The organism is Actinomadura sp. 1N219 (assembly GCF_044326405.1).
GTDB lineage: Bacteria > Actinomycetota > Actinomycetes > Streptosporangiales > Streptosporangiaceae > Spirillospora.
This window is the reverse complement of sequence record NZ_JBIRAY010000002.1, coordinates 357,483-383,008: the sequence shown is the minus strand read 5'-3', so window position 1 is coordinate 383,008 and position 25,526 is coordinate 357,483. Positions and strand designations below refer to the sequence as shown.

At 70.0% G+C, this 25,526-nt stretch carries 21 protein-coding genes; 12 read left to right on the top strand and 9 right to left on the bottom strand.

The annotated features are described in order from the left end of the window. Nucleotides 1-16: 16 nt before the first annotated feature. The 4 genes from ACH35V_RS10525 to ACH35V_RS10510 are packed head-to-tail and all read left to right on the top strand — an operon-like array spanning nucleotide 17 to nucleotide 5,314. Nucleotides 17-1,003 carry an ABC transporter permease gene (locus ACH35V_RS10525; RefSeq protein ID WP_395971648.1) on the top strand — a complete coding sequence of 329 codons (987 nt, stop codon included), beginning with the start codon at nucleotides 17-19 and terminating at the stop codon, nucleotides 1,001-1,003. Further along, entirely contained in the window at nucleotides 1,000-1,821 is an 822-nt protein-coding gene (locus tag ACH35V_RS10520) for an ABC transporter permease (RefSeq protein WP_395971647.1), read from the top strand. Before ACH35V_RS10525 ends, ACH35V_RS10520 begins: the two co-directional genes overlap by 4 nt. Further along, nucleotides 1,818-3,650, top strand: a complete 1,833-nt coding sequence (locus ACH35V_RS10515; protein WP_395971646.1) for a dipeptide ABC transporter ATP-binding protein — start codon at nucleotides 1,818-1,820, stop codon at nucleotides 3,648-3,650. Before ACH35V_RS10520 ends, ACH35V_RS10515 begins: the two co-directional genes overlap by 4 nt. Then, nucleotides 3,647-5,314, top strand: coding sequence for an ABC transporter family substrate-binding protein (locus ACH35V_RS10510; RefSeq protein ID WP_395971645.1), 1,668 nt, complete (start codon nucleotides 3,647-3,649; stop codon nucleotides 5,312-5,314). The genes ACH35V_RS10515 and ACH35V_RS10510 overlap by 4 nt, the downstream gene beginning before the upstream one ends. A gap of 9 nt (nucleotides 5,315-5,323) precedes the next feature. On the opposite strand, the gene ACH35V_RS10505 is transcribed toward ACH35V_RS10510, so the two are convergent. The 5 genes from ACH35V_RS10505 to aceB all read right to left on the bottom strand — a co-directional run bounded on the left by ACH35V_RS10505 (nucleotide 5,324) and on the right by aceB (nucleotide 11,747). Further along, the gene (locus tag ACH35V_RS10505) at nucleotides 5,324-6,046 is read right to left on the bottom strand and encodes a hypothetical protein (RefSeq protein WP_395971644.1); all 723 of its coding nucleotides are present in this window, start codon (nucleotides 6,044-6,046) and stop codon (nucleotides 5,324-5,326) included. Between the two features lie 109 nt (nucleotides 6,047-6,155). Beyond that, nucleotides 6,156-7,442, bottom strand: coding sequence for a (Fe-S)-binding protein (locus ACH35V_RS10500; protein WP_395971643.1), 1,287 nt, complete (start codon nucleotides 7,440-7,442; stop codon nucleotides 6,156-6,158). Further along, entirely contained in the window at nucleotides 7,442-8,638 is a 1,197-nt protein-coding gene (locus ACH35V_RS10495) for an FAD-binding oxidoreductase (protein ID WP_395971642.1), read from the bottom strand. The genes ACH35V_RS10500 and ACH35V_RS10495 overlap by 1 nt, the downstream gene beginning before the upstream one ends. Next, complete coding sequence (locus ACH35V_RS10490; RefSeq protein ID WP_395971641.1) at nucleotides 8,638-10,086, bottom strand: FAD-linked oxidase C-terminal domain-containing protein; 1,449 nt, start codon at nucleotides 10,084-10,086, stop codon at nucleotides 8,638-8,640. The genes ACH35V_RS10495 and ACH35V_RS10490 overlap by 1 nt, the downstream gene beginning before the upstream one ends. A gap of 53 nt (nucleotides 10,087-10,139) precedes the next feature. Further along, complete coding sequence (aceB, locus tag ACH35V_RS10485; protein ID WP_395971640.1) at nucleotides 10,140-11,747, bottom strand: malate synthase A; 1,608 nt, start codon at nucleotides 11,745-11,747, stop codon at nucleotides 10,140-10,142. A gap of 193 nt (nucleotides 11,748-11,940) precedes the next feature. Here aceB and hflX point away from each other — a divergent pair, with 193 nt between their 5' ends. From hflX to holA, 6 genes are all read left to right on the top strand, one after another. After that, nucleotides 11,941-13,398 carry a GTPase HflX gene (gene hflX, locus ACH35V_RS10480; RefSeq protein WP_395971639.1) on the top strand — a complete coding sequence of 486 codons (1,458 nt, stop codon included), beginning with the start codon at nucleotides 11,941-11,943 and terminating at the stop codon, nucleotides 13,396-13,398. A gap of 544 nt (nucleotides 13,399-13,942) precedes the next feature. Beyond that, the gene (hutI, locus tag ACH35V_RS10475; RefSeq protein WP_131967882.1) at nucleotides 13,943-15,157 is read left to right on the top strand and encodes an imidazolonepropionase; all 1,215 of its coding nucleotides are present in this window, start codon (nucleotides 13,943-13,945) and stop codon (nucleotides 15,155-15,157) included. Between the two features lie 28 nt (nucleotides 15,158-15,185). Beyond that, the gene (locus tag ACH35V_RS10470) at nucleotides 15,186-16,010 is read left to right on the top strand and encodes a DegV family protein (RefSeq protein ID WP_395971638.1); all 825 of its coding nucleotides are present in this window, start codon (nucleotides 15,186-15,188) and stop codon (nucleotides 16,008-16,010) included. Nucleotides 16,011-16,098: 88 nt separating this feature from the next. Continuing rightward, nucleotides 16,099-16,794 carry a helix-hairpin-helix domain-containing protein gene (locus tag ACH35V_RS10465; RefSeq protein WP_395971637.1) on the top strand — a complete coding sequence of 232 codons (696 nt, stop codon included), beginning with the start codon at nucleotides 16,099-16,101 and terminating at the stop codon, nucleotides 16,792-16,794. Nucleotides 16,795-17,207: 413 nt separating this feature from the next. After that, the gene (locus tag ACH35V_RS10460; protein WP_395971636.1) at nucleotides 17,208-19,145 is read left to right on the top strand and encodes a ComEC/Rec2 family competence protein; all 1,938 of its coding nucleotides are present in this window, start codon (nucleotides 17,208-17,210) and stop codon (nucleotides 19,143-19,145) included. A 329-nt stretch (nucleotides 19,146-19,474) separates the two neighbouring features. Further along, entirely contained in the window at nucleotides 19,475-20,443 is a 969-nt protein-coding gene (gene holA / locus ACH35V_RS10455; RefSeq protein WP_395971635.1) for a DNA polymerase III subunit delta, read from the top strand. 183 nt (nucleotides 20,444-20,626) lie between these two features. On the opposite strand, the gene ACH35V_RS10450 is transcribed toward holA, so the two are convergent. Beyond that, nucleotides 20,627-21,046, bottom strand: a complete 420-nt coding sequence (locus ACH35V_RS10450; RefSeq protein WP_395971634.1) for an SRPBCC family protein — start codon at nucleotides 21,044-21,046, stop codon at nucleotides 20,627-20,629. Further along, nucleotides 20,986-21,906, bottom strand: a complete 921-nt coding sequence (locus ACH35V_RS10445) for a LysR family transcriptional regulator (RefSeq protein ID WP_395971633.1) — start codon at nucleotides 21,904-21,906, stop codon at nucleotides 20,986-20,988. Before ACH35V_RS10445 ends, ACH35V_RS10450 begins: the two co-directional genes overlap by 61 nt. Nucleotides 21,907-21,975: 69 nt before the next feature. Between ACH35V_RS10445 and ACH35V_RS10440 the strand changes: the two genes are divergently transcribed. Further along, entirely contained in the window at nucleotides 21,976-22,503 is a 528-nt protein-coding gene (locus tag ACH35V_RS10440) for a hypothetical protein (RefSeq protein WP_395971632.1), read from the top strand. On the opposite strand, the gene ACH35V_RS10435 is transcribed toward ACH35V_RS10440, so the two are convergent. Next, the gene (locus ACH35V_RS10435) at nucleotides 22,445-22,981 is read right to left on the bottom strand and encodes an RNA 2'-phosphotransferase (protein WP_395971631.1); all 537 of its coding nucleotides are present in this window, start codon (nucleotides 22,979-22,981) and stop codon (nucleotides 22,445-22,447) included. The genes ACH35V_RS10440 and ACH35V_RS10435 overlap by 59 nt on opposite strands. Nucleotides 22,982-23,171: 190 nt before the next feature. After that, entirely contained in the window at nucleotides 23,172-23,441 is a 270-nt protein-coding gene (gene rpsT, locus ACH35V_RS10430) for a 30S ribosomal protein S20 (protein ID WP_395971630.1), read from the bottom strand. A 234-nt stretch (nucleotides 23,442-23,675) separates the two neighbouring features. Between rpsT and lepA the strand changes: the two genes are divergently transcribed. Then, nucleotides 23,676-25,520, top strand: coding sequence for a translation elongation factor 4 (lepA, locus tag ACH35V_RS10425; RefSeq protein ID WP_395971629.1), 1,845 nt, complete (start codon nucleotides 23,676-23,678; stop codon nucleotides 25,518-25,520). Nucleotides 25,521-25,526 lie beyond the last annotated feature (6 nt).

The window sequence follows — 25,526 nt, the reverse complement described above, 5'->3', positions numbered from 1 at the left end:
TGGTCGAAGGGAAGAGATGGCGGCGTTTCTGCTGCGGCGGCTGGCGAGCCGGGTGGTCCTCGCCATGCTGGCGGCGAGCCTCGCCTATGCGCTCGCCGCCGCCGCACTCGACCCGCGCGCCAACCTTGAGGGACGGACGCCCCGTCCACCCGAGGCCGTGGTCGACGCCCGGCTCACCGCCCTCAACCTGAACGACAGGACGCCTCTGGGCAGCCGGTACCTGATCTGGGCGGAGAGCATCGTCCACGGCGACTTCGGCCGTACGTGGGACGGCGAAGCGGTCAACGCCGAGCTGTGGCGGCGGCTCGGAGTGAGTATTCGGCTGATGTTCCTGGGGGCTGTCCTAGGGAGCGTGTTGGGCGTTCTGCTCGGCGCTTACGCGGCGGTGCGGCGCGGACGGACGGCCGACAGGCTCATCAGCCTCGGTTCGTATCTGCTGCTGGCTGTGCCGGTGTTCGTCCTGGCGGTGTTGCTACAGGTCGCTGCGAGCGCAGTGAACGGCGCTGTGGGGATGCAGGTCTTCGTGTGGGTCGGGGAGTCCACGCCTGGGGCGTCCTATGGAGTGCTTGGCGGGTTTGCTGATCGCGCTAGGCATGTGCTGCTGCCGACGGCGACTATCGCGCTTGCACAACTGGGTCTCTACTGCCGCTACCAGCGCGCCGTGATGCTGGACGTTCTACACGCCGATTTCGTACGGACCGCACGGGCTAGGGGCTTACGACGCCGTAGCGCCCTCTTGCGACACGGGCTGCGCACTGCCTTGACGCCAGTGACGACGTACTTCGTCTACGCGTTCGGCCTGTTGCTCCTCGGCGGCATCTACACCGAGAAGATCTTCGGCTGGCACGGGGTAGGGGAGTGGCTCGTCGACTCCATCGCGCGCGGCGACGTCAACGCGGTCGCGGCGATCGTCTGCGTCGCGGTGTGCGGGGTCGTCCTCGCCGGGCTGACCTCGGACGTCCTGCAAGGTGTCCTCGACCCGCGCGTACGGGCGGCGGTGTGAGCGTGATTCGGAACCGGCGGGCCACGGCCGGGCTCGTCCTGCTGGCGTTGATGTTTGCGCTGGTGTTCGGCGGGCCGCTCGTGTCGCCGTGGAACTGGGACGCCACGGACTTCGCGGCCTTCCGCACGGGGCCGTCCGCGCAGCATTGGCTCGGCACGACGGAGAGCGGACGCGACGTCTTCGCCGTCACCCTGCGCGGAGCGCGGACGTCCCTGCTCATCGGCCTCGCCGTCGCCGTGATCTCGACCGGGGTCGCCGCCGTCGTCGGGACTGTGGCTGGTTACGCGGGCGGACGCCTCGACCGGACCCTCATGTGGAGCGTCGACCTGCTGCTCGTCCTGCCGCCCTTCCTGATCGTCGTCCTGCTGGCCCCTCGCCTGGACGGTGGCGCACCCGTGCTCGTGCCGCTGCTCGCCGCGTTCATGTGGATGATCACGGCGCGGATGGTGCGCACCGTGACCGCCTCGCTGCGCGACCGCGAGTACGTGCTGGCCGCCCGGTTCCTCGGCGCGGGCGGGCCGCGTGTGATCGTCCGGCACGTCCTGCCGCAGCTCGCGTCGCTGCTGGTCGTGGACGCGAGCCTCAACGTCAGCGTCGCGATCGTCGCGGAGAGCGGGCTGTCGTACCTGGGGCTCGGCGTCCGTCCGCCGGACGTGTCGCTTGGCACGCTGCTCGCCGATGGGCACGGCGCCGCGGCGGCGTATCCGTGGCCGTTCGGATTCGCCGCCGGATTGCTGGTCGTCATCGTCCTGGCAGTGAATCTGCTGGGCGACGGTCTGCGCGACGTTCTCGATCCCACCTCGGGCGGTGCTCGTTGAACGTCCTGCGGGTCGCGGATCTGACGGTTCGCTACGCGCCGGACGTGCACGCCGTGCGGGACGTGAGTTTCACGGTCGGGGCGGGCGAAGTGCTCGGAATCGTCGGCGAATCGGGCTCTGGGAAGACGGCCCTCGCGCTTGCGCTGATAGGGCTTCTGCCGGAGAGCGCTCGCGTGGCGGGGTCCGTGCGGCTGCGCGGCGAGGAGTTGCTCGGACGATCGGACGCCGAACTCTCCCGGATACGCGGCGACGACCTGTCGATGATCTTCCAGGATCCGTTGTCGGCGCTCACACCCGTCCGCACGGTCGGGGACCAGATCGCCGAGACCGTCTTGGTCCACTCCGGGGCCACGCGATCGGCGGCACGGGCGCGGGCCGTCGACCTGCTCGGTCTGGTCGGCGTTCCGGCGGCCCGGGTGGCCCGCGCGTATCCGCACGAGCTGTCGGGCGGGATGCGGCAGCGCGTGATGATCGCCATGGCCATCGCCAACGAACCCGCCGTGCTGATCGCGGACGAGCCGACGACCGCATTGGACGTAACCGTCCAGGCGCAGGTCCTGGACGTGCTGCGGGCCGCCAAGGAGGCCACCGGCGCGGCGATCGTCCTGATCAGCCATGACATGGGCGTCGTCGCCGGATTCGCCGATCGGGTGATGGTGATGCATGCGGGACGTGCCGTGGAGCAAGGGCCGGTGGAACAGATCTATAGGCGGCCGGTCACGCCATATGCGGCGGCGTTGCTGCGGTCGGTTCCGCGTATTGGAGAGCCGTCCGTTCGTGGGGCGGTGGTTGAGCGTTCTGGGCGTCCCGTGGTGCTGGAGGTCGAGGGCCTCGTTCGTCACCATCCGCTCTACAAGGGGCCGTTGCTGCGCCGCCGGATCGGAACGGTTCGGGCTGTGGACGGCATCAGCTTCGACATCAGAGAGGGCGAGACCCTAGCGCTGGTGGGGGAGTCGGGATGCGGCAAGACCACGACCCTGATGGAGATCCTGCGACTGTCGCGCCCGCAGAGTGGACGTATCGCCGTCCTCGGACACGACACGGCGGCGCTGGGAACGTCCCGCCGTAAGGCTCTGCGACGCGACGTCCAGGTCGTATTCCAGGACCCGTATTCGTCCCTCGATCCGCGCATGCGCGTGGCCGCCATTCTCGCCGAACCGCTCACCACGCATGGTGTGCCGTCGTCCCAGATCGGCGGCCGTGTCGACGAGTTGATGGAGTTGGTTGGGTTGGCGCCAGAGCACGCTCAGCGCTTTCCGCATGGCCTCTCCGGCGGAGAGGCGCAGCGCGTGGGCATTGCCAGAGCGTTGGCCTTGGAACCGCGTCTCTTACTCCTGGACGAGCCCGTAGCGGCCCTGGACATGTCAGTTCAGGCCGATGTCTTAGCCCTGCTGGAGAAACTGCGGGAGCGACTCGGCATGGCTTATCTGTTCGTTGCCCATGACTTGGCTGTCGTCCACCGCATCGCGGATCGCGTCGCCGTCATGTACATGGGCCGCATCATGGAGATCGGTTCGGTGGCCGATGTGTATGCCGCCCCAGCCCATCCGTACACGCGCGCGCTGCTTGATGCCGTCCCAATCCCAGATCCGACCCTGGAGCGGCGTCGCACACGCGTCCTTTTGCGTGGAGAGCCTCCCGACCCGGCGTCCTCACCTACAGGATGCCGATTCCGTGGGCGCTGTCCGCGCTATGCCACGCTCGCCGCCGTCGACGGACGTCTCTGCGAGGAACACGACCCGGCGTCCCGCCCACTGCGGTCTGGGGACAACGCCGATCAGACGGTCGCCTGCCACCATCCCCTTGTCGAAGCTAAGGCCAGACTATGAAGCGCGTACTCGTGGGCGTCCTGTTGATTGCCGTGGGTAGTTGCAGTAAGCCGCAGGAGCCGATCAGCCACACAGCGTCTGGACGGCTCCCAGCGTCCGACGTCAATCCGACCCCGCGTGACCGTGTCGTGAACGGTGGGACGCTGCGCTGGTCGTTGCCCGAGTTCCCGTCGCAATGGAATTTCAACCACGTCAACGGCACTAAAGGAGCGGTCGAGCACGTCATCCAGGGCGTCCTGCCGTATCTGATGCGGCCCGACGAGAAGGCCGTGCCGCGTCCCGTCCCTGAATATCTACGGTCGGCGACGTTGAAGCGCACCAAGCACGGTCAGATCGTCACCTACCGGCTCAACCCGCAGGCTAAGTGGTCGGACGGCCGCTCCATCGGACGCGCCGATTTCGTAGCCCACGCACACGCGCTCTCTGGACGTAACCCCCGATTCGAGGTCTCCACCGTCACCGGCTACAGCCGAATCAAGCGCATCGAACAGGGCGCAGACGACAACAGCGTAGAAGTGACTTTCGACGGGACGTACGCAGACTGGCGCAGTCTGTTCAGCCCGCTCTACCCAGCCACCATCTACGCGACGCCACGCGCGTTCAACACGGGATGGATGAATCGCCTGCCCGTCACGTCCGGGCCCTTCAAATTCCAGAGGATCGACCGCACCGCCAAGACCGTCACCATCGTCCGTGACCCCGCCTGGTGGGGCGCACGGGCAAAACTCGACCGAATCGTCTACCGCGCCATGGACACCAGCGCGATGCCCGGCGCGTTCGCCAACAACGAGATCGACCTGATGGACATCGGTCTCGACGCGGGCGCCCTGAAGCGCGCCCAGGACGTTCCAGAGGCCGCAGTACGCCGAGCGGGCGGCCCGGATTGGCGGCATTTCACGCTCAACGCGACAACCCCCGTCCTGTCCGATGTGCGTGTGCGGCGGGCCGTCATGCTCGGCATCGACCGGCGCGTCATCGCCAGAGCCGACCTGTCCGGCCTCGGAGTGCCCGTCCAAACGCTCGGCAACCATTTCTACGTCAACACCCAGGACGGCTACCGAGACAACTCCGGAGACCTCGGTGTGTACGCCCCGTCCCGCGCCCAGACACTCCTGGACGAGGCAGGCTGGACACTCCACGGCAGGTACCGAACCAAGGGAGGACGGACGCTGGCCCTACGCTTCGTTGTCCCGTCCGGGGTTCCGATCAGCAAACGGGAAGGCGAACTGACCCGCGCCCTGCTCGAACGCATCGGCATCCGCGTGGACATCGTTCCCGTACCTGCCGACGACGCGTTCGACCGGTACGTCGCGCCAGGGAACTTCGATATCGTCCCGTTCTCCTGGCTGGGCACGTCCTTCCCTGTGTCGCCCATGCAGTCGGTCTTCGCGCGACCCCACGGAGGTCGCGTCCAGCAGAATTACTCCCGTATCGGTACAGCGGCCATAGACACGGCCATGGATCGTGCCATCGCAGAGGTCGACCCGGCGAGAATTCACGTCCTGGTGAACAGAACCGACCGGCTTATCTGGCAGCAAGCGTCAGTTTTGCCGCTGTACCAGCGTCCTCAGCTCGTCGCCACCCGCGCGGGCTTGGCCAACCTGGGCGCTTGCGGCTTCTTCGAGCCCGCCTACCAGGACATCGGCTTCACTACCCCCAAATAGCCCAGACGTCTAGGGGAACGCGAGCCGGATGCCCTTGCGGTCGTTGGTGAACCGCGCGTTCCACACGTACAGCCGCAGGTCGTCCGCGGAGACGTCGTCGTTGACCGGGAGCTCGGTGGCGATCCGCACCACGTACGACGCGCCCGCCGGGATCATCGTGCTGCCGTTCTCGTCCACGGGCGCCTTCGCCCCGCCGACCCTGGCGGTGATCTTGCTGTGGTTCGGGAGCGTGCACATGTCGTCCGGGATGCCGGGCTGCGGCATGCACCGCTCCCGCATGGACGACGGGACCCGCGCCTTCGGCAGGAACAGGTCGGCCGGATAGTCCAGCAGCACGGGCCGCCGCTGGCTGTTGGTGAGGACGTAGTCGGCGTAGGCGTACGTCGTCCCGGACGGCGGGGCGGCGGTGGCGCCGAGCGGCTGTTTATCCGTCCCGGCCTTGACGGCGGCGAGGCTGTAGCCGTAGCCCTCCGGCGTCATGAAGCCGACCGGGGGACCGGCCTTCGGGGCGGGCACGGACGGGCCCTGCGCCCCCGTGCCGCCGCCCTGACCGGCGGACGCCGGCTTGGCGGGGCCCTCGCCGGGGTCCGCGTCCGGCCGGAGGACGACGATCCCGGCGGCCACGGCGGCGATGCCCACGGCTCCCGCGAGGGCCCCGGCGAGCCCGAGCCTCCCCGCGTTGCTCTTCTTTTTTCGGCGGTGCGACCGGTGCGGTCGATAGCTGGTGGCCATGGTTCTGCGTGCTCCCTCGGGCCTGCCTCCGGCTCAGTAAGCGCGTCCTGTCTCAAGCAGTCGGACAGAATACCGGACGCCCGGATCGGCGATGTTCCTGGTCAGGGGCTTACGAATCGCGCGCGACGAGCGCGTCGCGACCGAGTCCCCGCAGGGAGGCGTCCAGGACCTGCGCGGTGTGCGCGACGGCGATGTCCGCGCCGCGCCGCCGGAGCGCGGTGGCGATCTGCATCGAGCAGCCGGGGTTGGCGGCGACCAGTAGTTCGGCTCTGGTGGCGTCGACGTTCACCGCCTTGCGGTCGCCGAGTTCTCCGGCTGCCTCCGGCTGGAACAGGTTGTAGGTCCCGGCGGAGCCGCAGCAGATGTCCGGTTCGGCGATCTCGCGGACGTCCAGCTCGGGGATCGCGGCGAGCAGCGCCCGCGGCTGGCTGCGGATCCCCTGCGCGTGCGCCAGGTGGCACGCGTCGTGGTAGGCGACGGTGACGGGAACGGGCTTGCGTTCGGCGCGCGGCCCGAGATCGGCGAGGAACTCCGCGAAGTCACGGGTCTTGGACGACAGCGCGTCCGCGCGTCCCGACCAGGCCGGATCGTCGGCGAGCAGCGCCCGGTACTCCTTCATCGCCGACCCGCAGCCCGCGGAGTTCACCACGATGACGTCGACGGCCTCGAACATCTGGATCGTCCGGCGGGCGAAGGCGCGGGCCTCGTCCTCGCGGCCGGAGTGCATGGACAGTGCGCCGCAGCACCCCTGGTCCCTGGGGATGACGACGTCGCAGCCCTCCATCGCCAGGACGCGGGCGGTGGCCGCGTTGACGCCGGGGAAGAATTCGGCCTGCACGCAGCCGGTCAGCATTCCGACCGTGGCGCGGCGTTCCCCTCGCGCCGCTACCCGTTCAGGCAGTCTCGGTGCCTTGCCCAGGGGCGGTGCTAGCCGTTCCATCGCAGCAATCGACGGCGAAATACGCTCCAAGAGGCCGCTACGTCGGACGAGCCGTTCCAGACCCGATTTCTGGTAGGCGCGCAGGGGGCCGCGTAGAGCACGAAGCCGCCGCCTATAGGGGAACAGCTGGAAGACCATTTCCCTTATGGCACGTTCCTTCAGCGGACGATCGTGCTCACGTTCGACGTCTGCGCGGGTCATCTCGATCAGCCGGTCGTATTGCACACCGGACGGGCAGGACGTCACACATGCCATGCAGCCCAGGCAGCGGTCGAAATGCTCCACCATCGGGTCGCTGAGCGGTGTTCCGTCAGCGTGCTGCTGCATGAGGTGGATGCGGCCCCTAGGCGAGTCCATCTCCTCGCCCCACAGGACGTACGTCGGGCATGTGGGCAGGCAGAAACCGCAGTGCACGCAGTCGCTCAGAAGATTTGGGAGGTCGTCCTCGGCGCTCATCAAATACCTCCCGCGAAACGGCCCGGGGACAGCCGGTGGTCCGGGTCGAACTGGTCCTTCACGCGCCGCATCAGCGCGAGCGCCGGAATCGGGCCCCACAGGTCGATTTCGCCGCGCACCTCTTCCGGCGTGTAGCGGACGACGGCGCCGCCACGGTGCCGCCCCAGCGCGTCCCGTAGGCGTCCTAGGACGTCGGCTACTTCGTCTGGCGTCGACTCGGCGGGGAGGCCCACATGGCCGTGCCCGCTACCACTCCAGCTTACGGCGATATCCGGGCCGAGCAGGGTGAGGAGGTCGCGGAGGGCGGGCGGCGGGGCGCTGATGTCGATGAGCGTGGTGCCGTCCGGGTACCGTCCCCAGCCGTCCGGTGCGGTCTCCGTGATTTCGGCGTTCTCGCCTAGGAGGTCTGCGGTCTGACGAGCGCGCGCGGCGACACCGTCCGGGACGCCCTCCAAAAGCACCGCGACAGTTCCCGGGCCGATGTACTCCACCGCACTCGGCGCCACCGCACAGTGAAGGACGGTCTGGACGGCGTCATACGCGTCCTCCGGACCGCTCACAGCGCAGACCACATAGGCCGTGGCCGCAGGAACGGGGTGCAAACGGAACGTCGCGTCCACGATGAGCCCGAGAGTTCCGAACGAGCCGGCGAAGAGGCGGCCAAGGTCGTATCCGGCGACGTTCTTGACGACCTTCCCGCCGGAACGCGCTATCTGACCGTCCGCCCGGACGATCGTCAGCCCGATGACCAGGTTGCGGGGCGTCCCGTAGAGCGAACGCAGCGGCCCCGCCGCGCCCGTAGCGATAGTGCCGCCGACTGTAGAACCGGGCAGGGGAACGTCTAGCGCGAGCCGCTGACCACGTTCTGCGAGCTTCTCGGCGAGCCGGTCCATCGGCAGTCCCGCCCCCACCTTCGCCACGAGGTCCCCTGCGGCGTGCTCGATGAGACCGTCCAGCCGGTGAGTGTCGACTAGCAAGTCGCACCGTTCCGGGGGCGCGCCCCAGTCGAGACGGGTTTCGGCACCGCGCGGGACGACAGCCAGCCCATTTTCGGCGGCGACGCGCATGACGTCGGCGGCCTCGGTCACGTTCTCCGGCGCGGCGACCAGGGCGGGCTCCACACCGAGCACGCCTTCCGCAGGCTCACCGGGCCTTACATCGCCGCAGACCTTCGCCAGAGCGTCCAGGGGCCGCATCAGAAAAGGTCCGCCTTTCCCTCGTACGGGTGGGCGCCCCTGCGCACGCCGGGCACCTCGCCGCATAGCCGCGGCGTCGGGAACACCTTCCCCGGATTGCACAGCCCGGCAGGGTCGAAACCGCAGCGGACCATCTGCATCGTGTCCAGGTCAGTGTCAGTGAACATGCGCGGCATGTAGCGGGACTTGTCCACCCCTACGCCGTGCTCGCCCGTGATGGAGCCGCCGTGCTCGATGCAAAGATCGAGGATCGCGCCCGAAACCGCCTCCGCACGCTCCTCCGCGCCCGGCTCAGCGTCGTCGAACAGGACCAGCGGATGCAGGTTTCCGTCGCCCGCATGGAACACGTTCGCGACCCGCACGCCCGACTCGGCCGACAACGCGTCGATGCTCGCCAGCACCTCCGGAAGCGCCGTCCTAGGGATCACGCCGTCCTGGACGATGTAGGCCGGGCTGATCCGGCCGACCGCGGCGAACGCCGACTTGCGCCCCTTCCAGATCAGGGCCCGCTCCTCGTCGTCCGCGGCGATGCGGATCTCGAACGCGCCCGCGTCCCGGCACAGCCGCTCCACCTCGGCGAACTGCGCCGCCACCTCCGGCTCCGGGCCGTCCAGCTCCACGATCAGCACCGCGCCCGCGCCCGGCGGGTACTCGCAGCGCACCGCCGCCTCCGCCGCCTCGATCGACAGCGCGTCCATCATCTCGATCGCCGCCGGGACGACGCCCGCGCCGATGATCGCCGACACCGCGCCGCCGCCCGCCTCGATCGACCCGAACGCGGCCAGCAGCGTCTGCACCGTCTCCGGCACCCGCGTCAGCCGCACGGTGATCTTGGTGGTGATGCCGAGCGTGCCCTCCGCGCCGACGAACACGCCGAGCAGGTCGTAGCCCGGGCCGTCCGCCGGCAGCTCGACGATCTCGCCGTCCGGCGTGACGACCTCGCAGGACAGCACGTGATGCGCGGTGAACCCGTACTTCAGGCAGTGCGCCCCGCCGGAGTTCTCCGCCACGTTCCCGCCGACCGAGCAGATCTGCTGGCTGGACGGGTCAGGCGCGAAGTAGTACCCCTGCGACCGGACGGCCCGCGTCACGTCCAGGTTGATCACGCCGGGCTCCACGACGGCCCGCTGCCCCGGAATGTCGATCTCCAGGATCCGGCGCATCCGCGACGTGACGATCAGCACGCCGTCCGCCCGGGGGAGCGCCCCGCCGGACAGGCCCGTCCCGGACCCGCGCGCCACGTACGGCACCCCGGCCGCCACGCACTCCCGGACGATCGCGGCGATCTGCTCGGCGGTGTCCGGCAGCACGACGATCGCGGGCGTCGACCGGTGGTTGGTCAGGCCGTCGCACTCGTACGTGCGCAGCCGCACCGGGTCGGTGATCACCCGCCCGGCCCCGAGCAGCCCCTCCAGCCGCGTGCCGAGCACCGCGAGTCCCGCTTCCATCACTCCACCTTCCTCCGCCCCGCTTCCCGCCGCAAGATCGGCGGGGACGCCGATCAGGGGAAGCGCTGGTAGGCGGGGGTGGTGAGGAACTCGGAGTACTCGTCGGCGAGGGTCACGTCCTTGAAGAGGGCCACGGCCTGGACGTAGCGGGGCTCGTTGTACGCCTGTCCGAGATCCTCCCTGATCTTCGCGAGCTCCTCGTCCAGGAGCTCCCCGACCCACTCCTTCGTGATCTTCCTGCCCTCGGCGGTCTCGACGCCGTTGTAGATCCACTGCCACACCTGGGAGCGGGAGATCTCCGCGGTCGCCGCGTCCTCCATCAGGTTGTGGATCGCGACCGCGCCCGCGCCGTCCAGCCAGGTGGCGAGGTAGCGCAGCGCCACGTCGATGTTGTTGCGCAGGCCCGCCTCGGTGATCTCGCCCGGGGTCGCCTTGATGTTGAGCAGGTCGGCGGCGGACACCCGCACGTCCTCGCGCAGCCGGTCGCGCTGGTTCGGCCGGTCGCCGAGGACACCGTCGAAGACCTCCCGGCAGACGGGCACGAGGTCGGGGTGCGCGACCCAGGAGCCGTCGAAGCCGTCGCCGGACTCGCGGGTCTTGTCGGCCCGGACCTTCTCCAGCGCGACCTTGTTGACCTCCTCGTCGCGGCGGGACGGGATGAACGCCGCCATCCCGCCGATCGCGTGCGCGCCGCGCTTGTGGCAGGTCCGGACGAGCAGCTCGGTGTAGGCCCGCATGAACGGCGCGGTCATCGTGATCGCGTTCCGCTCGGGGAGGATGAAGTCGGCGCCCCGGTCCCGGAACTTCTTGATCACGGAGAACAGGTAGTCCCAGCGGCCGGCGTTCAGGCCCGCTGAGTGGTCGCGCAGCTCGTAGAGGATCTCCTCCATCTCGAACGCGGCCGGGATCGTCTCGATCAGGACGGTCGCCCGGATCGTGCCGCGCGGGACGTCCAGCGCGTCCTGGGCGAGGTTGAACGCGTCGTTCCAGAGCCGCGCCTCAAGGTGGCTCTCCATCTTCGGCAGGTAGAAGTACGGCCCCTTGCCCTTGGCGATTTGCCGGCGCGCGGAGTGGAAGAAGTACAGGCCGAAGTCGAACAGCGACCCGGACATGGGCTCGCCGTCGACGAGCAGGTGCTTCTCCTCCATGTGCCAGCCGCGCGGCCGGACGACGATGGTCGCGAGTTCCGCGTCGTCTTTGAGCGCGTAGGACTTGCCGCTCTTCTCGTCGGTGAAGTCGATGGCGCGGTCGAGGGCGTCCCGCAGGTTGAGCTGCCCTTCGATCATGTTGTCCCAGAGGGGGGTGTTGGCGTCCTCGAAGTCGGCCAGCCACACCTTGGCGCCGGAGTTCAGCGCGTTGATCGTCATCTTCCGGTCCGTCGGGCCGGTGATCTCGACGCGGCGGTCCGCCAGGCCGGGGGCGGGGGCGGCGACCCGCCAGGAGTCGTCCTCCCGGACGCTCGCGGTCTCGGGCAGGAAGTCGAGCGTGCCGCCCGCGGAGAGGGCGCGCTGGCGCTCGGCGCGGGCCGCCAGCAGCTCCACGCGCCGTGCGCCGAGCGCGCGCTGCAGGGAGGCGAGCAGGCCGATCGCCTCGGGGGTCAGGATCTCCTCGTACCGATCGCCGAGGGGTCCGGTGATCTCGACGCCGTCAAGTCCAGCCATCTGCCTTCCCTTCTCCGATTTCGTATAGCGAAATTCGACTTCTGTTATGTGGAGAACGCTACTCGGCGGCGCCGAGCAGGGTCAAAGCGGGGGTTGCCCCAGATGGCGCGGATAACCGCGTGACCACGGGGGACGGTGCGTGAGACGATCGTCGGGAAGACATAGCCGCATCGCGGCGTTGCACAGAGGACATATGACTCAGCCTTTCTCTGCAGATCAGACCGAGTTCGACACTCGGGACGAGACCACCCGGGACGAAGCCGAGTACGAGCCCATGACGGGCGAACTCGACCTAGAGGACCGGCGGGCACTACGCCGCATCGCGGGCCTGTCCACCGAACTGACCGACGTCACCGAAGTCGAGTACCGCGCACTCCGCCTGGAGCGGGTCGTCCTCGTCGGCGTATGGACGGACGGCACCGCCGAGGCCGCCGAGCACTCGATGCGCGAGCTGGCGCTCCTCGCCGAGACCGCGGGCTCCGAGGTGCTGGAGGGCCTCGTCCAGCGGCGGCACCGCCCCGACCCGGCCACCTACATCGGCTCCGGCAAGGCCGCGGAGCTGCGCGACATCGTCATCGCCACCGGCGCCGACACCGTCATCTGCGACGGCGAGCTGGCCCCGAGCCAGCTGCGGCACCTGGAGGAGACCGTCCAGGTCAAGGTGATCGACCGGACCGCGCTGATCCTCGACATCTTCGCCCAGCACGCCAAGAGCCGCGAGGGCAAGGCGCAGGTCGAGCTCGCGCAGCTCGACTACCTGCTGCCGCGGCTGCGCGGCTGGGGCGGCAACCTGTCCCGGCAGGTCGGCGGGCGCGCCGCCGGCGGCGTCGGGATCGGCGGCCGCGGCCCCGGCGAGACCAAGATCGAGCTGGACCGGCGGCGGATCCGCACCCGGATGGCCAAGCTGCGCCGGCAGATCGCCGAGATGTCCAAGTCGCGCGACACCAAGCGCGGCGAGCGGCGCCGCCACGCGGTGCCCGCCGTCGCCATCGCCGGCTACACCAACGCGGGCAAGTCGTCCCTGCTCAACCGGCTCACCGGCGCCGGGGTGCTGGTGGAGAACGCGCTGTTCGCCACCCTCGACCCGACCGTCCGGCGCGCCGAGACGCCCGGCGGGCGCGCCTACACCCTCGCCGACACCGTCGGGTTCGTCCGGCACCTGCCGCACCAGCTCGTCGAGGCGTTCCGCTCGACGCTGGAGGAGGTCACGGACGCCGGGCTGATCCTCCATGTGGTGGACGGCTCCGACTCGGCCCCCGAGGCGCAGCTCGACGCCGTCCGCGAGGTGCTGCGGGAGATCGACGCCGACGGGATCCCCGAGATCGTCGTGATCAACAAGGCCGACGCGGCCGACGACCTCGCGATCGCCAGGCTCCAGCGCCGGGAGCCGCACAGCGTCGTCGTGTCCGCCCGCACCGGGTTCGGCATCGAGGAGCTGCGCGCGGCCATCGAGGCCGACCTGCCCGGGCTGGAGAGCGAGCTGCACGTCGTGGTGCCCTACGAGCGCGGCGACCTCGTCGCGCAGGTGCACGAGCGCGGCGAGGTGCTCAAGCAGGAGCACCTGGCCGAGGGTACGATGCTCCACGCCAGGATGCCGGCGGATCTCGCCGGAGAGCTGTCCCGCTACGAAACCGTGGCGCCGACCGCCTGACGATGAGGCTTCGGGGCAGCCGCCCGGGATCCTGACGGCCCAGGCCGGGAGGGTTCCGGGCGCGGCAACGGGTTTCGGTCCCATCCATGGCGGCGTTCTGACGCGTCTGGAAGCCGTCCCCAGGTTCATCCTGGTCGCTGAACGGTGACAGCTTTCCCAATCGGCTTGACGGTCAGGTTGAAATCCGTACGGTCGTAGAGCTAAGGGGCGGGGTGATGGCTGTCGATGCGCTGCGATCAAAGGTTGTCGGGCGGGCCTTCAGTGCACTACCGTGACGAAACCGATATCTCCGGTCTCGTTGCCAGTGGTGGTCGTCCGGCCACCCGACCCACCGACGGTGAGTCGCCGGCACCCAGTCGGCGTTTCGGATCGAGAGCAGGTGGCCCACGCATGACAGGTCCAGCGCGAGATCGAGAGCAAGTGGCCCGCCCCACACGCACGGCAGGTCCGACCATGGGAAAGAGGGCAGGCGGCCCGCATCCTCGCCACACGGCGCCCGGTTCCGCGCTGATGCGCGCCATGCCCCACCCGGGTCGGTGACCCTATGACCGTACGGCTGTTGACGAACATCGGCAGGCTCTGGACGGGCACCGACGTCTGCAGCAACGCGGCCGTGCTCATCCACGACGACCGCATCGTCTGGGCCGGGCCCGCGTCCGACCTGCCGCAGCGCGTCCCCGGCATCATCGACGACATCGTCGACGTCGACCACGTGGAGAACCTCGGCGGCGGCCTGGTCACGCCAGGGCTCATCGACGCGCACTCCCACCCGGTCTACGCGGGCAACCGCTGGGCCGAACTCGCCATGCGCACCAGCGGGTCGTCCCACTCCGCCATCACCGCGGCGGGCGGCGGCGTCAACTCCACCGTGACCGTCACCCGGGGAACCGACCCGTGGACGCTCTGCAACGGCGTCCGCGAACGGCTCCGCCAGTGGATCCTCGCTGGGACGACCACCGTCGAGGCAAAGACCGGCTACCACCTCACCCGCGACGGCGAACTCGCCGACATCCGGATGCTGCGGTCGCTCGAAGGCGAACCGGCCATGCCGCGCATCCACGCGACGTTCCTCGCCGCGCACATCCTGCCGCCCGAGTTCTTCGGCCGCCGCCGCGACTACATCGAGGCCGTCCGCCTGTGGGCGGGCGACGCCGCCGTCGCCGGAGCCGACTCGATCGACGTCTACTGTGACGAAGGCCACTTCACCGCCGAAGAGGCCCGCGCCCTCCTGCTGACCGGCAAGCGCGCCGGGCTGAAGGCCCGCATGCACGCCTGCGCCAACGAGCGCGTCGGCGCGGCCCAGGTCGCCGCCGAGGTCGGCTGCGCGTCCGCCGACCTGCTCACCCAGGCCAACGACGACGACATCAAGGCACTCGCCCACGCCGGCGTCACCGCCACCGTCTGCCCCGGCAGCGCCCTCAACAGCAGCCGCGCGCCCGCGCCCGTCCGGCAGATGCTCGACCGCGGCGTCACCGTCGCGCTCGGCACCGACCACAACCCGGGCCAGTGCGGCATCACGTCCATGCCCCTCGTCATCGGGCTCTCCGTCGCCATGTTCGGCCTCAGCGTCACCGAGGCGCTCCGCGCAGCCACCCTCGGCGGCGCCGCGGCCCTCCGCGTCGGCGACCGCGGATCCCTCGCGCCTGGCATGCTCGCCGACATCGTCCTGTGGGACGCCGACCACGAGGGCGCGTTCGCGTGGGCGTTCGGCCTCCGCGCCCTGCGGATCTGGCGCGGCGGCGTGCCCGTCCAGCCCTGACGCGCATCTCGCGGGGTAGCGTCCCCCCATGGTCAGCGTCGTCGCCGTCGTCACGGACTCGACCGCCTACCTTCCGCCGGGCCTCGCCGAACGGCACGCGCTGACCGTCGTCCCCCTGCAGATCGCCGTCGCCGGCACCGTTTGGGACGAAGGCGACCTCATCGCTGCCGAAGCACCGGACATCACTACGTCCCGTCCCTCTCCAGCCCGCTTCGCCGACGCTTACAAAGCCGTCGCGGACGCGGGCGCCGACGAGGTCGTCTCGGTTCACCTATCCGCGCGCATGTCCGGGACAGTAGAGGCGGCACGGCTCGCCGCCGATGACGCACCCGTTCCCGTAAGGGTCGTCGACAGCGGAACCATTGGGATGGGTCTCGGTTTCGCCGTGCTCTCCGCTGCCGCCACCACCCTGTCCGGCGGGACGGGTGAGCAGGCAGCGGACGCCGCTCTACGCCGGGCCAAACTCACCCGGTCGCTCCTGTACGTCGACACCCTGGAGCACCTACGGCGCGGCGGACGGATCGGCGCCGCGGCCACCCTGTTCGGTTCGGCGCTCATGGTGAAACCCCTCCTCGACATCGCGGACGGCCGCATCGAACCGCTGGAGAAGGTCCGGACCTCCACGCGCGCCCTCGCCCGCCTGGAGGAACTCGCGGTCATCGAGGCGGGCGACCGGCGGGTCGACCTCGGCGTTCAGCACCTCGGCGCCCCGTCCCGCGCCGAATCCCTGGCCGCCCGGCTCCGCGAACGCATCCCGCACGTCCAGGACGTCTACGTCGGCGAGGTCGGCCCGGTCATAGGCGCCCACGTCGGCCCCGGCATGATCGCCGCGGTAGTGGCCCCCCACCTCTGAACCGCTGAGGCTGCGCGGCGATCCCAGAGTTATCCACAATTTCCGGGGCGTGAGCGCCGGGCTGTGAGCCCGCTTAACGTCTCTCGATATGAGAACCGACACGCGGGACCGGCTGGACGCCCTGATGGGGCGGCTGCGTCCTCCCCAGACACCGCCGTCGGCCCGCTTACGGGCGGGGCCCGACCGGTCGAACGTCCGCATCCTCGTCCTGATCGGCGTGCTCGCCGCCGTCGTGGCCGCCGGCTACCTGTGGCTGGCCCGCCCGCGCCCGCAGCCCTCCGCCGGCCCGCTCCCGAGCGCCACCCTCGCCGAGGTCCGGCCCGCCGCGTCCGCGAGCCCGGCGTCCGGCCCGCCGGTGGTCGTGCACGTCCTCGGCAAGGTCAGGCGCCCCGGAGTGATCACCCTGCCGTCCGGGTCCCGGGTCGCCGAGGCGATCAAGGCGGCCGGCGGGGTGCGTCCCGGCGCGAAGACCGGCGCCCTAAACCTCGCCCGGAAACTGGTGGACGGCGAACAGATCCCGGTAGGCGTCCGCGGCCTCGCGCCCATCGCCGCCGCCCCGCCCCCGGCGCCTGGCGGTTCCGCGGCGCCCGCCGCCCCGCTCGATCTGAACACCGCCACCGCCGAGCAGCTGGACGATCTCCCCGGCGTCGGCCCCGTCCTCGCCCAGCGGATCGTCGACCACCGCACCCAGCACGGCGGATTCCGCTCGGTCGAACAGCTCCAGGACGTCAGCGGCATAGGCGCCCGCCGCTTCGCCGACCTGAAGCCGATGGTCCGCGTATGACCCATGACCTCCGCCTACTAGCGCCCGCACTCGCCACGTGGATCACGGCCGCCGCGACCATCGGCCTGCCCGCGTACCTCACCTACATCCTCGCCGGGGCAACGGCCCTGACCGCCCTCTACCTCCTGGCAACCCGCCGCCCAGCCCGCACACACCCCGCCGCTCCACACAACCGTTCAGCGAGCACCGCTCACCCCTCCTCCGCGACCAACGGGCCACGGAGATGGCCATCACGACGGGGCCCGGTCGGAGTCGTCCTCATATGCGTCGCGGCATCGGCGACAGGAGTGGCACTACGCGCCACGGCAGTCGACACAGGCCCGGTCCGGGACCTGGCCCGCCACGGCCGTACCGCCACCGCAGAGGCCGTAGTGACGAGCGACCCCCAGCCGAAACCGGGCGACGGTCACCAAATGATCATCATCCGGGCCCGGGTCGAGGCGGTCCCGAGGGCCAAGGTCCGCGTCCCGGCCCTTCTGATCGCAAGTGACGACCGGTGGCTTCGCCTCATCCCCAGCCAGCGGGTACGCCTCCACGGCCGGTTCATGACTCCCCGGGGCGCCGATCTGCTCGCCGCAGTGGTGATCGTCCGGGGACCGCCCACCGTCCTCGGCCCGCCATCGACGATCCAGCGCGCCGCCGAGCACGTACGCGCGAGGTTGCGGGCCGCGTCGGCACGTCTCCCGCCCGACCAGCGCGGCGTCCTGCCCGGCATGGTCGTCGGCGACACCTCACTCCTCGACCCCGCATTGGCCGAAGACTTCCGGGCCGCAGGGCTGAGTCATCTCCTGGTCGTCTCGGGCGCGAATCTGGCGATCGTCATCGGCGCCGTCCTCGGACTGTGCCGGCTCTGCGGCCTCGGCAGGCGGCGCGCGCCTCCCGTCGCCGTCTTCGCGGTGCTCGCCTTCATCGTGGTCGCCCGCCCGGAACCGAGCGTCCTCAGAGCGGCGGTCATGGGCCTCATCGGCATGCTGGCGCTGTTCACCGGACGGCAGCGTCAGGGCGTGCCGGCCCTGGCCGCCGCCGTCCTCCTCCTCGTCCTGATCGATCCCGGGCTTGCCCGCTCGTACGGGTTCGCGCTGTCGGTCCTGGCGACCGCGGGCCTGCTCGTCCTGGCGCCACCGTGGCGCCAACGGCTGGCGCGCCGCCTGCCCGGCCCCCTCGCCGACGCCGTAGCCGTCGCGGCCGCCGCGCAACTCGCCGTGGCCCCCGTCCTGGTCATGCTCTCCGGCGAAGTAGGTGTCGTCTCAGTCTTCGCGAACCTGTTGGCAGCCCCCGCCGTCGCCCCCGCCACCCTCCTGGGCGCGCTCGCGGCCGTCACCGCGCCGCTCTCGCTGCCCCTCGCCCAGCTGATCGTGTGGCCCGCCGGCCTGGCCGTCGGCTGGATCATCCGCGTCGCCCGCACCGCCGCCGCCCTGCCCTACGCCACGATTCCCTGGACAACCGGCGGCCTGGGCGCAGCAACCCTCCTCATATCCGCCGGAGTCGCCGTCCTGATCCTCCGCAGCCGCCGCCTACGCCTGATCACGGCCGCCGCCATGACCGGCGTCCTGATCGCCGTCCTCGTCCAGCGCGCGACGGCCCCCGGCTGGCCCCCGCCAGGCTGGCAGATGGTCGCCTGCGACGTCGGCCAAGGCGACGCCCTCGCCCTGTCGACGGGCCGCGGCCAGGCCGTCGTCGTGGACGCCGGCCCAGACCCGGCGTCGGTCGACCGCTGCCTGAGACGCCTCCGCATAACGAACGTCCCGCTCCTCATCCTGACCCACCCGCATGCCGACCACATCAACGGCACGTCCGGCGTCCGCCACCACCGCGACGTCCGAACAATCCTGACGACCTCCCGCACGTCCGGCCGCGAAGCACGCCTCACCCCCGGCCTGCCGACCCGGCCCGCCCAAGCCGGCCAGCAATGGCGCATAGGAGATCTGACCCTCTCAGTCCTCGCCCCGACGGCCACCGGCCCGGCCCTCTCACCCGAGGACGACGGCGCCACGATCAACAACGCGAGCGTGGTCCTGGTCGCACGCAGGCCCGGCTTCAGCGCCCTCCTCGCCGGCGACATCGAAGCCGAAGCCCAACGCGCCCTGGAACCCGCCGTCCCGCCCGTCCACGTCCTGAAGGTCCCCCACCACGGTTCCCGCAGCCAGGACCACCGCTTCCTCGCCGCCACCCACGCCGCCGTCTCCCTGATCTCGGTCGGCGAACACAACGACTACGGCCACCCGTCCCCAACAACCCTCAGACTCCTGCACAACCTCCAAACCCAAGTCCACCGCACCGACAAGGAAGGAGACATAGCCATAATCCGCACCAGAACCGGCATAGCAACCGTCCCCAGTCACACTCCCTAACCCGCACCACAAGCACCCACCGCCCCGCCCCATCACCCACCCCGCCCCGCTGCCTGCCCCAACCGCCCAGAGGCGAACGAGTGCGTCCCGCACTCTGGTCCAACAGACCCTGGCGACCACCGGCACGGTCCAACCGCCTGGCGGCGCCCGATCCGTGCGGTCCGGTCCCGGGTGGGCGGCTTGGGCGGCGGTGGTCGCTGAACCGAGCTTGATCGAGTTGCGACTCGGATCAGGCCCTTCGGGTGGCGGCGGGTGGCCGATCGCGGCTCGGGGTGTTCGGTGCTGGCGGTTGTGTGTGGGCGGTGGGGTGGGCGTGGGATGCTGCAGGGGTGTCGGTTGAGTCTGTCGTGCTGGTCGTTGGTGAGGAAGAGCTGCTCGTTGATCGGGCTATCGGGGACATTGTCGCTTCGGTGCGGGCGGATGATCCGGAGGTCGAGGTCATCGATCTGGCGCCGGGTGGGCTGGAGCCGGGGCGGATCTCGGAGCTGACGTCGCCGTCGTTGTTCGGGGCCGGGAAGGTTCTCGTGGTGCGGTCGGCGCAGGATCTGGGCAAAGACCTGGCCGCCGAGGTGTTGGGTTACGCCAAGACGCCCGCGGACGAGGTCGTTCTTGTGGTCGTCCATCATGGCGGGGCCAAGGGGAAGGCGCTGGTGGACGGGCTGACCAAGCTCAAAGCGCGCAAGATCTCGTGTCCGAAGGTCACGAAGGTGGGGGAGCGGGTCGACTTCGTCCGGAACGAGATCCGCAGGGCCGGCGGGAAGATCTCGCCGGACGCGGCGCGAGGGCTGATCGACGCGGTCGGGAACGACCTGCGGGAGCTGGCGGCGGCCTGCAGCCAACTGGTGGCCGACACCGGTGGGAAGATCGACGATGCCGCGGTGGCGCAGTACTACCGGGGACGTGCCGAGGTCAGCGGGTTCGCGGTGGCGGACAAGGCCATCGAGGGGCAGCTCGCCGATGCGCTGGAGCAGCTCCGGTGGGCGCTTGCGACCGGTGTCGCGCCGGTGTTGATCGTCAGCGCGCTTGCCCAGGGTGTGCGGGGGCTGGCTAAGGTCGGGGGCGCGCCGCGTGGTGCGCGGGGCGCGGCATTGGCGAAAGAGCTCGGGATGCCTCCGTGGAAGATCGAGCGGGTGCAGAGGCAGCTGCGAGGGTGGTCGGGGGACGGGGTCGCGCGGGCGCTCGCGGCGGTCGCCGAGGCCGATGAGCAGGTTAAGGGCGGTGCTGCCGATCCTGCCTACGCGCTTGAGAAGACCGTTGCCGAGATCGTCGCCGCTCGTTCCCAGAGGCGTGCTTCATAGTCGGTCATTGAAAGCTGTGCCGGCAGTGACCGGCGCGGTGGAAACATTGGTGTTTGGTCTCTTCGGGTAGCAGGGATTTCGTCGATTCGTTGTTGGCTGTTCTGGCGGGCTTGGGTATTTGAGGGCGTTGAAGAGTCGGCGTGGATACCGGGGAGGACACGGAGGCTGGCAGTGGTGGATGCGTCAGGGGGTTTCGGCTTTGGATTTCAGGCCGTTGGCTTCCATGGTGACGTAGCGGCGGACTAGGCGGCCCGCTAGGAGCGACATGATGGGGGCCAAGGGGCCTTTCTGGTCCAGAATCAGGTGGACGGAAACGGTGCCGTCAGGTTTGGTGACGATTTCGTGGGCGGCGGTTGTGGTGACGCCGGGGGAGCGGGACTCCCAGGTGAAGGTCTTGTTCTCGGTGAATGCGGTGATCGTCCAGATGGCGGCGGGGAGTTTTGGCTGGAAGACGCGGGCGCGGCTGGAGAGGGCGACCGGCTTGTCCAGGAGTTCGACGCGGTTTATGGACGCCGTCATTTCGGGCCAGCGTTCGACGTCCTTCAGGATGTTCCAGACTGTTTCGGGGGTCGCGTCGATGTCGACGGTGGTCTCGAAATGCACGGTGTTCTCCTCAGTGCGGTTCGGATCGCGGACAGCAGGCCGGTGACCAGAGGGTCGTCGGCGCGGTCCGGGAGGTGGAGGGCGTAGTAGGGGACGGCCGGCAGGTCGATGATCTCGCGTTCGACCAGGCCGGGTGGGGCGGTGACGCATCCGTTGACGACCGCGAGGCCGATGTGCAGGGACACGAAATGCAGCATGAGCGGCCAGCCCTCGGCCTCGACCGCGAGTGACCAGGGGACGTCGGCGGCGCGGAGGGCGCGTTCGAGGGTGGCGCGGTGCGGGCCGGTGGGCGGGGGGACGACGAGGGACGTCCCCGCGAGGTCGGAGAGGGTGAGGTGGGGCCGCGCGGCGAGGGGATGGTCGTCCGGCATGACCAGGACCTGCGGGTAGGAGGCGAGCAGGACGGTCTCGACGTCGGCGGGCACCACGTCCAGGACGGCGACGCCGAGGTCGGCGCGGCCGGTGCGGACGGCGGTGAGCGTCCGGCCGCGGTCGCCGTTGATGAGGCGGATGCCGGGGTGGACGACGTCGCCGAGCAGGTACAGGTAGGCGCCCTCACCGGCGGCGAGGGTCGCGACGCGGCCAGGGGCGGTGCCGTGGACGTCCGCGAGGAACGCGGTCATGCGGGCGTCGAGGTCGCGGGCGAAGCGGGCGACCTGCTCGCCGGCGGGGGTCAGGGCGAGGCGGCGGCCGTGCCGGGTGTAGAGGGGGCGGCCGAGGGCGTCGGCGAGTTTCCGCACCTTGACGTGGAGGGCGGGCTGGGAGATGTGGAGTTCCTCGGCGGCGCGGGTGAAGTTGAGGTGGTCGGCGAAGACGGCGAACGAGGCGAGCGCGTCCGTGGAGAGGCGACTCAGGTCCATAGGCAGTGATTATAGATGGTGGCTTAGTTAATAGTTCTGCTTTAGGGCGCGGTGTCGGAGAGTTGGGGCATGAATGGCGAACCCAGGCTCGGCGTCGATTTCGGCCGGGTCATTCACGGCGGGCTGCTGGCCCCCGGTGACGACGACACCGCGTTCCTCGGCGGGAGTTTCGAGGAGGCGCTCGCCTCGCCCGCGACGGCGGGGGTGTACGAGGTGCTGCCAGGACTGATCGAGGCGTTCGGCGGACGGGCCTGGATCATCTCCAAGTGCGGCGACCGCGTGCGGAAGCGGACGCTGGCATGGCTCGACCACCATGACTTCTACCGGCGGACGGGCCTGCCCAGACAGAACGTCCGGTTCTGCAGGAAGCGGCCGGAAAAGGCGCAGCACTGCGAGGAACTCGGGATCACACACATGATCGACGACCGCCTGGACGTGCATCGCGCCATTCGCGACGTCGTCCCCTACCGGTACCTGTTCGGGACGGCGGAAGCGCCCGAATGGGTGCGGCACGTCCCCGACTGGGGCGCCGCCGAGGTCATTCTCGAAGATATTCCGGCGGGACGGAGCCGGTCAGCCACACGCCGTTCGCGCTGACGCGGAATTCGTGCCCGTCGGCGGCCATCCGTCCGGCGAGAACGGTCAGGATGACGGGCCGGCCCCGGCGGGCGCCGACGCTCCGAGCCGTTTCGCGGTCGGGGGACAGGTGCACGTCGTTCCGTCCCATGGGCCGGAGCCCTTCGCGCAGGATCGATTCCACGGAACGGCGGACGGTGCCGTGGTACAGGAATTCAGGCGGGGGCGCCGGCGGGAGGTTCAGATCCACCGGGACGGAATGCCCCTGGGCGGCTCTGATCCGGTTCCCGTCCAGCTCGTAGCGTTTCTTGTCGTTGGCGGCGACGACGTGTTCGAGTTCGGCGCGCGTCAACGGGAATGAGTGGCGGTCGGCGGCCGCGAGCAGTTCGGTGACGTCGGCCCAGCCTTCGGCGTCGAGGGCGAGGCCGATCCGCTCGGGGTGGTGCCGCAGATGCAGGGCGAGGTATTTGGAGATCCTCGTCGCGCGCCGCTCGTCCATGGGATATATGCGTCCGGATATGCGTCGGGGCCGGCTTCGGTGGCCGGCCCCGTGCTTGCATGCGTGCGGGCGTTGCGAGCCTGGCGCCGGGCGTCGTGGGCCCTGGCCCGGTGCCTGCCCGGCCCTGGCCCGGCATTTGCGGGTGCTGACCTGGCGCCCGCTCAGCGCTGGCCCGGCGTCGGGTCGGCTCTTACTTGGCCTGCAGGGCGGCGGCGCGCTTGGCGATCGCCGACTTGCGGTTGGCGGCCTGGTTCTTGTGGATGACGCCCTTGCTGACGGCCTTGTCCAGCTTGCGCGCGGCGTGGCGCTGGGCGGCGACGGCGTCCTCGACGTTGCCGCCCTCGGCGGCCTCGCGGAACTTGCGGATCGCCGTCTTCAGTTCCGACTTGACGGCCTTGTTGCGCAGGCGCGCCTTCTCGTTCTGCTTGTTGCGCTTGATCTGGGACTTGATGTTAGCCACGTCGTAGTGCCTCAGCTTGGTCGCGATAGTCGCCTGCTCATCCGCAGGCCCTGACGAATGTCTGAACGGGGGCGGGACGGTGCCCCGGGGCACGACGCTACGCCACACGCAAGCGCACAGCCTACCAATCACCGGGCCCCGCCCCAAACCAGGCCTTGCACGGAGCATCGAGTCCGGCATGGGACCATGGGGGTACACATTCATGTCCACCAGTGAGTATGCGAACGGACCCCGGTGCGAGCGCCTGATCCTGACAAGACCGATCCCGCGATCATCCGCAACTTCTGCATCATCGCGCACATCGACCATGGCAAGTCGACCCTCGCGGACCGGATGCTGCAGCTGACCGGCGTGGTCGAGGAGCGCCAGATGCGCGCTCAGTACCTCGACCGCATGGACATCGAGCGCGAGCGCGGCATCACGATCAAGAGCCAGGCGGTCCGGCTGCCGTGGACGTCCGGCGGCGTCGACCACGTCCTCAACCTGATCGACACGCCGGGGCACGTCGACTTCTCCTACGAGGTGTCGCGGTCGCTGGCCGCGTGCGAGGGCGCCGTCCTGCTGGTGGACGCGGCGCAGGGCATCGAGGCGCAGACCCTGGCCAACCTGTACCTGGCCCTTGAGGCCGACCTGCACCTGATCCCCGTCCTCAACAAGATCGACCTCCCGGCGGCGCAGCCGGACAAGTACGCGGAGGAGCTGGCCGGGATCATCGGCTGCGAGCCGTCGGACGTGCTGCGCGTGTCGGGCAAGACGGGCGAGGGCGTCCGGGAGCTGCTCGACAAGATCGTCGAGGAGGTGCCGGCGCCGGTCGGCGACCCCGACGGGCCCGCCCGCGCGCTGATCTTCGACTCGGTGTACGACACCTACCGCGGCGTCGTCACCTATGTCCGGATCATCGACGGGCACCTGTCGCGGCGCGAGAAGAGCCTGATGATGTCGACCGGGTCGGCGCACGAGACCCTGGAGGTCGGCGTGATCTCCCCGGAGCCGGTGTCCGTGCAGGGCCTCGGCGTCGGCGAGGTCGGATACCTGATCACCGGGGTGAAGGACGTACGGCAGGCCAGGGTCGGCGACACCGTGACCGGCGCGTCCCGGCGGGCGCCCCAGGCGCTCGGCGGCTACCGCGACCCGAAGCCGATGGTGTTCTCCGGCCTGTACCCGGTGGACGGCGACCAGTACCCCGAGCTGCGGGACGCGCTCGACAAGCTGCAGCTGAACGACGCCGCGCTCGTGTACGAGCCGGAGACGTCGGCGGCGCTCGGGTTCGGGTTCCGCTGCGGGTTCCTCGGGCTGCTGCACATGGAGATCGTCCGGGAGCGGCTGGAACGCGAGTCGGGCCTGTCGCTGATCTCGACCGCGCCGAACGTGGTGTACCGCGTGACGATGGAGGACGGGTCGGAGCACACCGTCACCAACCCCAGCGAGTTCCCCGAGGGCAAGATCGGGGGCGTGTACGAGCCGGTGGTGAAGGCGACGCTGCTGAGCCCGTCCGAGCACATCGGCGCGATCATGGAGCTGTGCCAGGGGCGGCGCGGGATGCTGCTCGGGATGGACTACCTGTCGGAGGACCGCGTCGAGATCCGCTACACGCTCCCGCTCGCCGAGATCATCTTCGACTTCTTCGACCAGCTGAAGTCGCGGACCCGCGGGTACGCGTCGCTGGACTACGAGCCGAGCGGGGAGCTGGAGTCCGACCTGGTGAAGGTCGACATCCTGCTGCAGGGCGAGTCGGTGGACGCGTTCAGCCAGATCGTCCACCGGGACAAGGCGCGCGAGTACGGGCTGATGATGACGTCCAAGCTCAAGGAGCTGATCCCGCGCCAGCAGTACGAGGTGCCGATCCAGGCGGCGATCGGCGCGCGCATCATCGCGCGGGAGAACATCCGCGCCATCCGCAAGGACGTCCTCGCCAAATGCTACGGCGGCGACATCTCCCGCAAGCGCAAGCTGCTGGAGAAGCAGAAGGAGGGCAAGAAGCGGATGAAGACCATCGGGCGGGTGGACGTCCCGCAGGAGGCCTTCGTCGCGGCGCTGTCCACGGGCGGTGGCGAGCCCACCGACAAGGGCAGGAAGTAGCCCCGC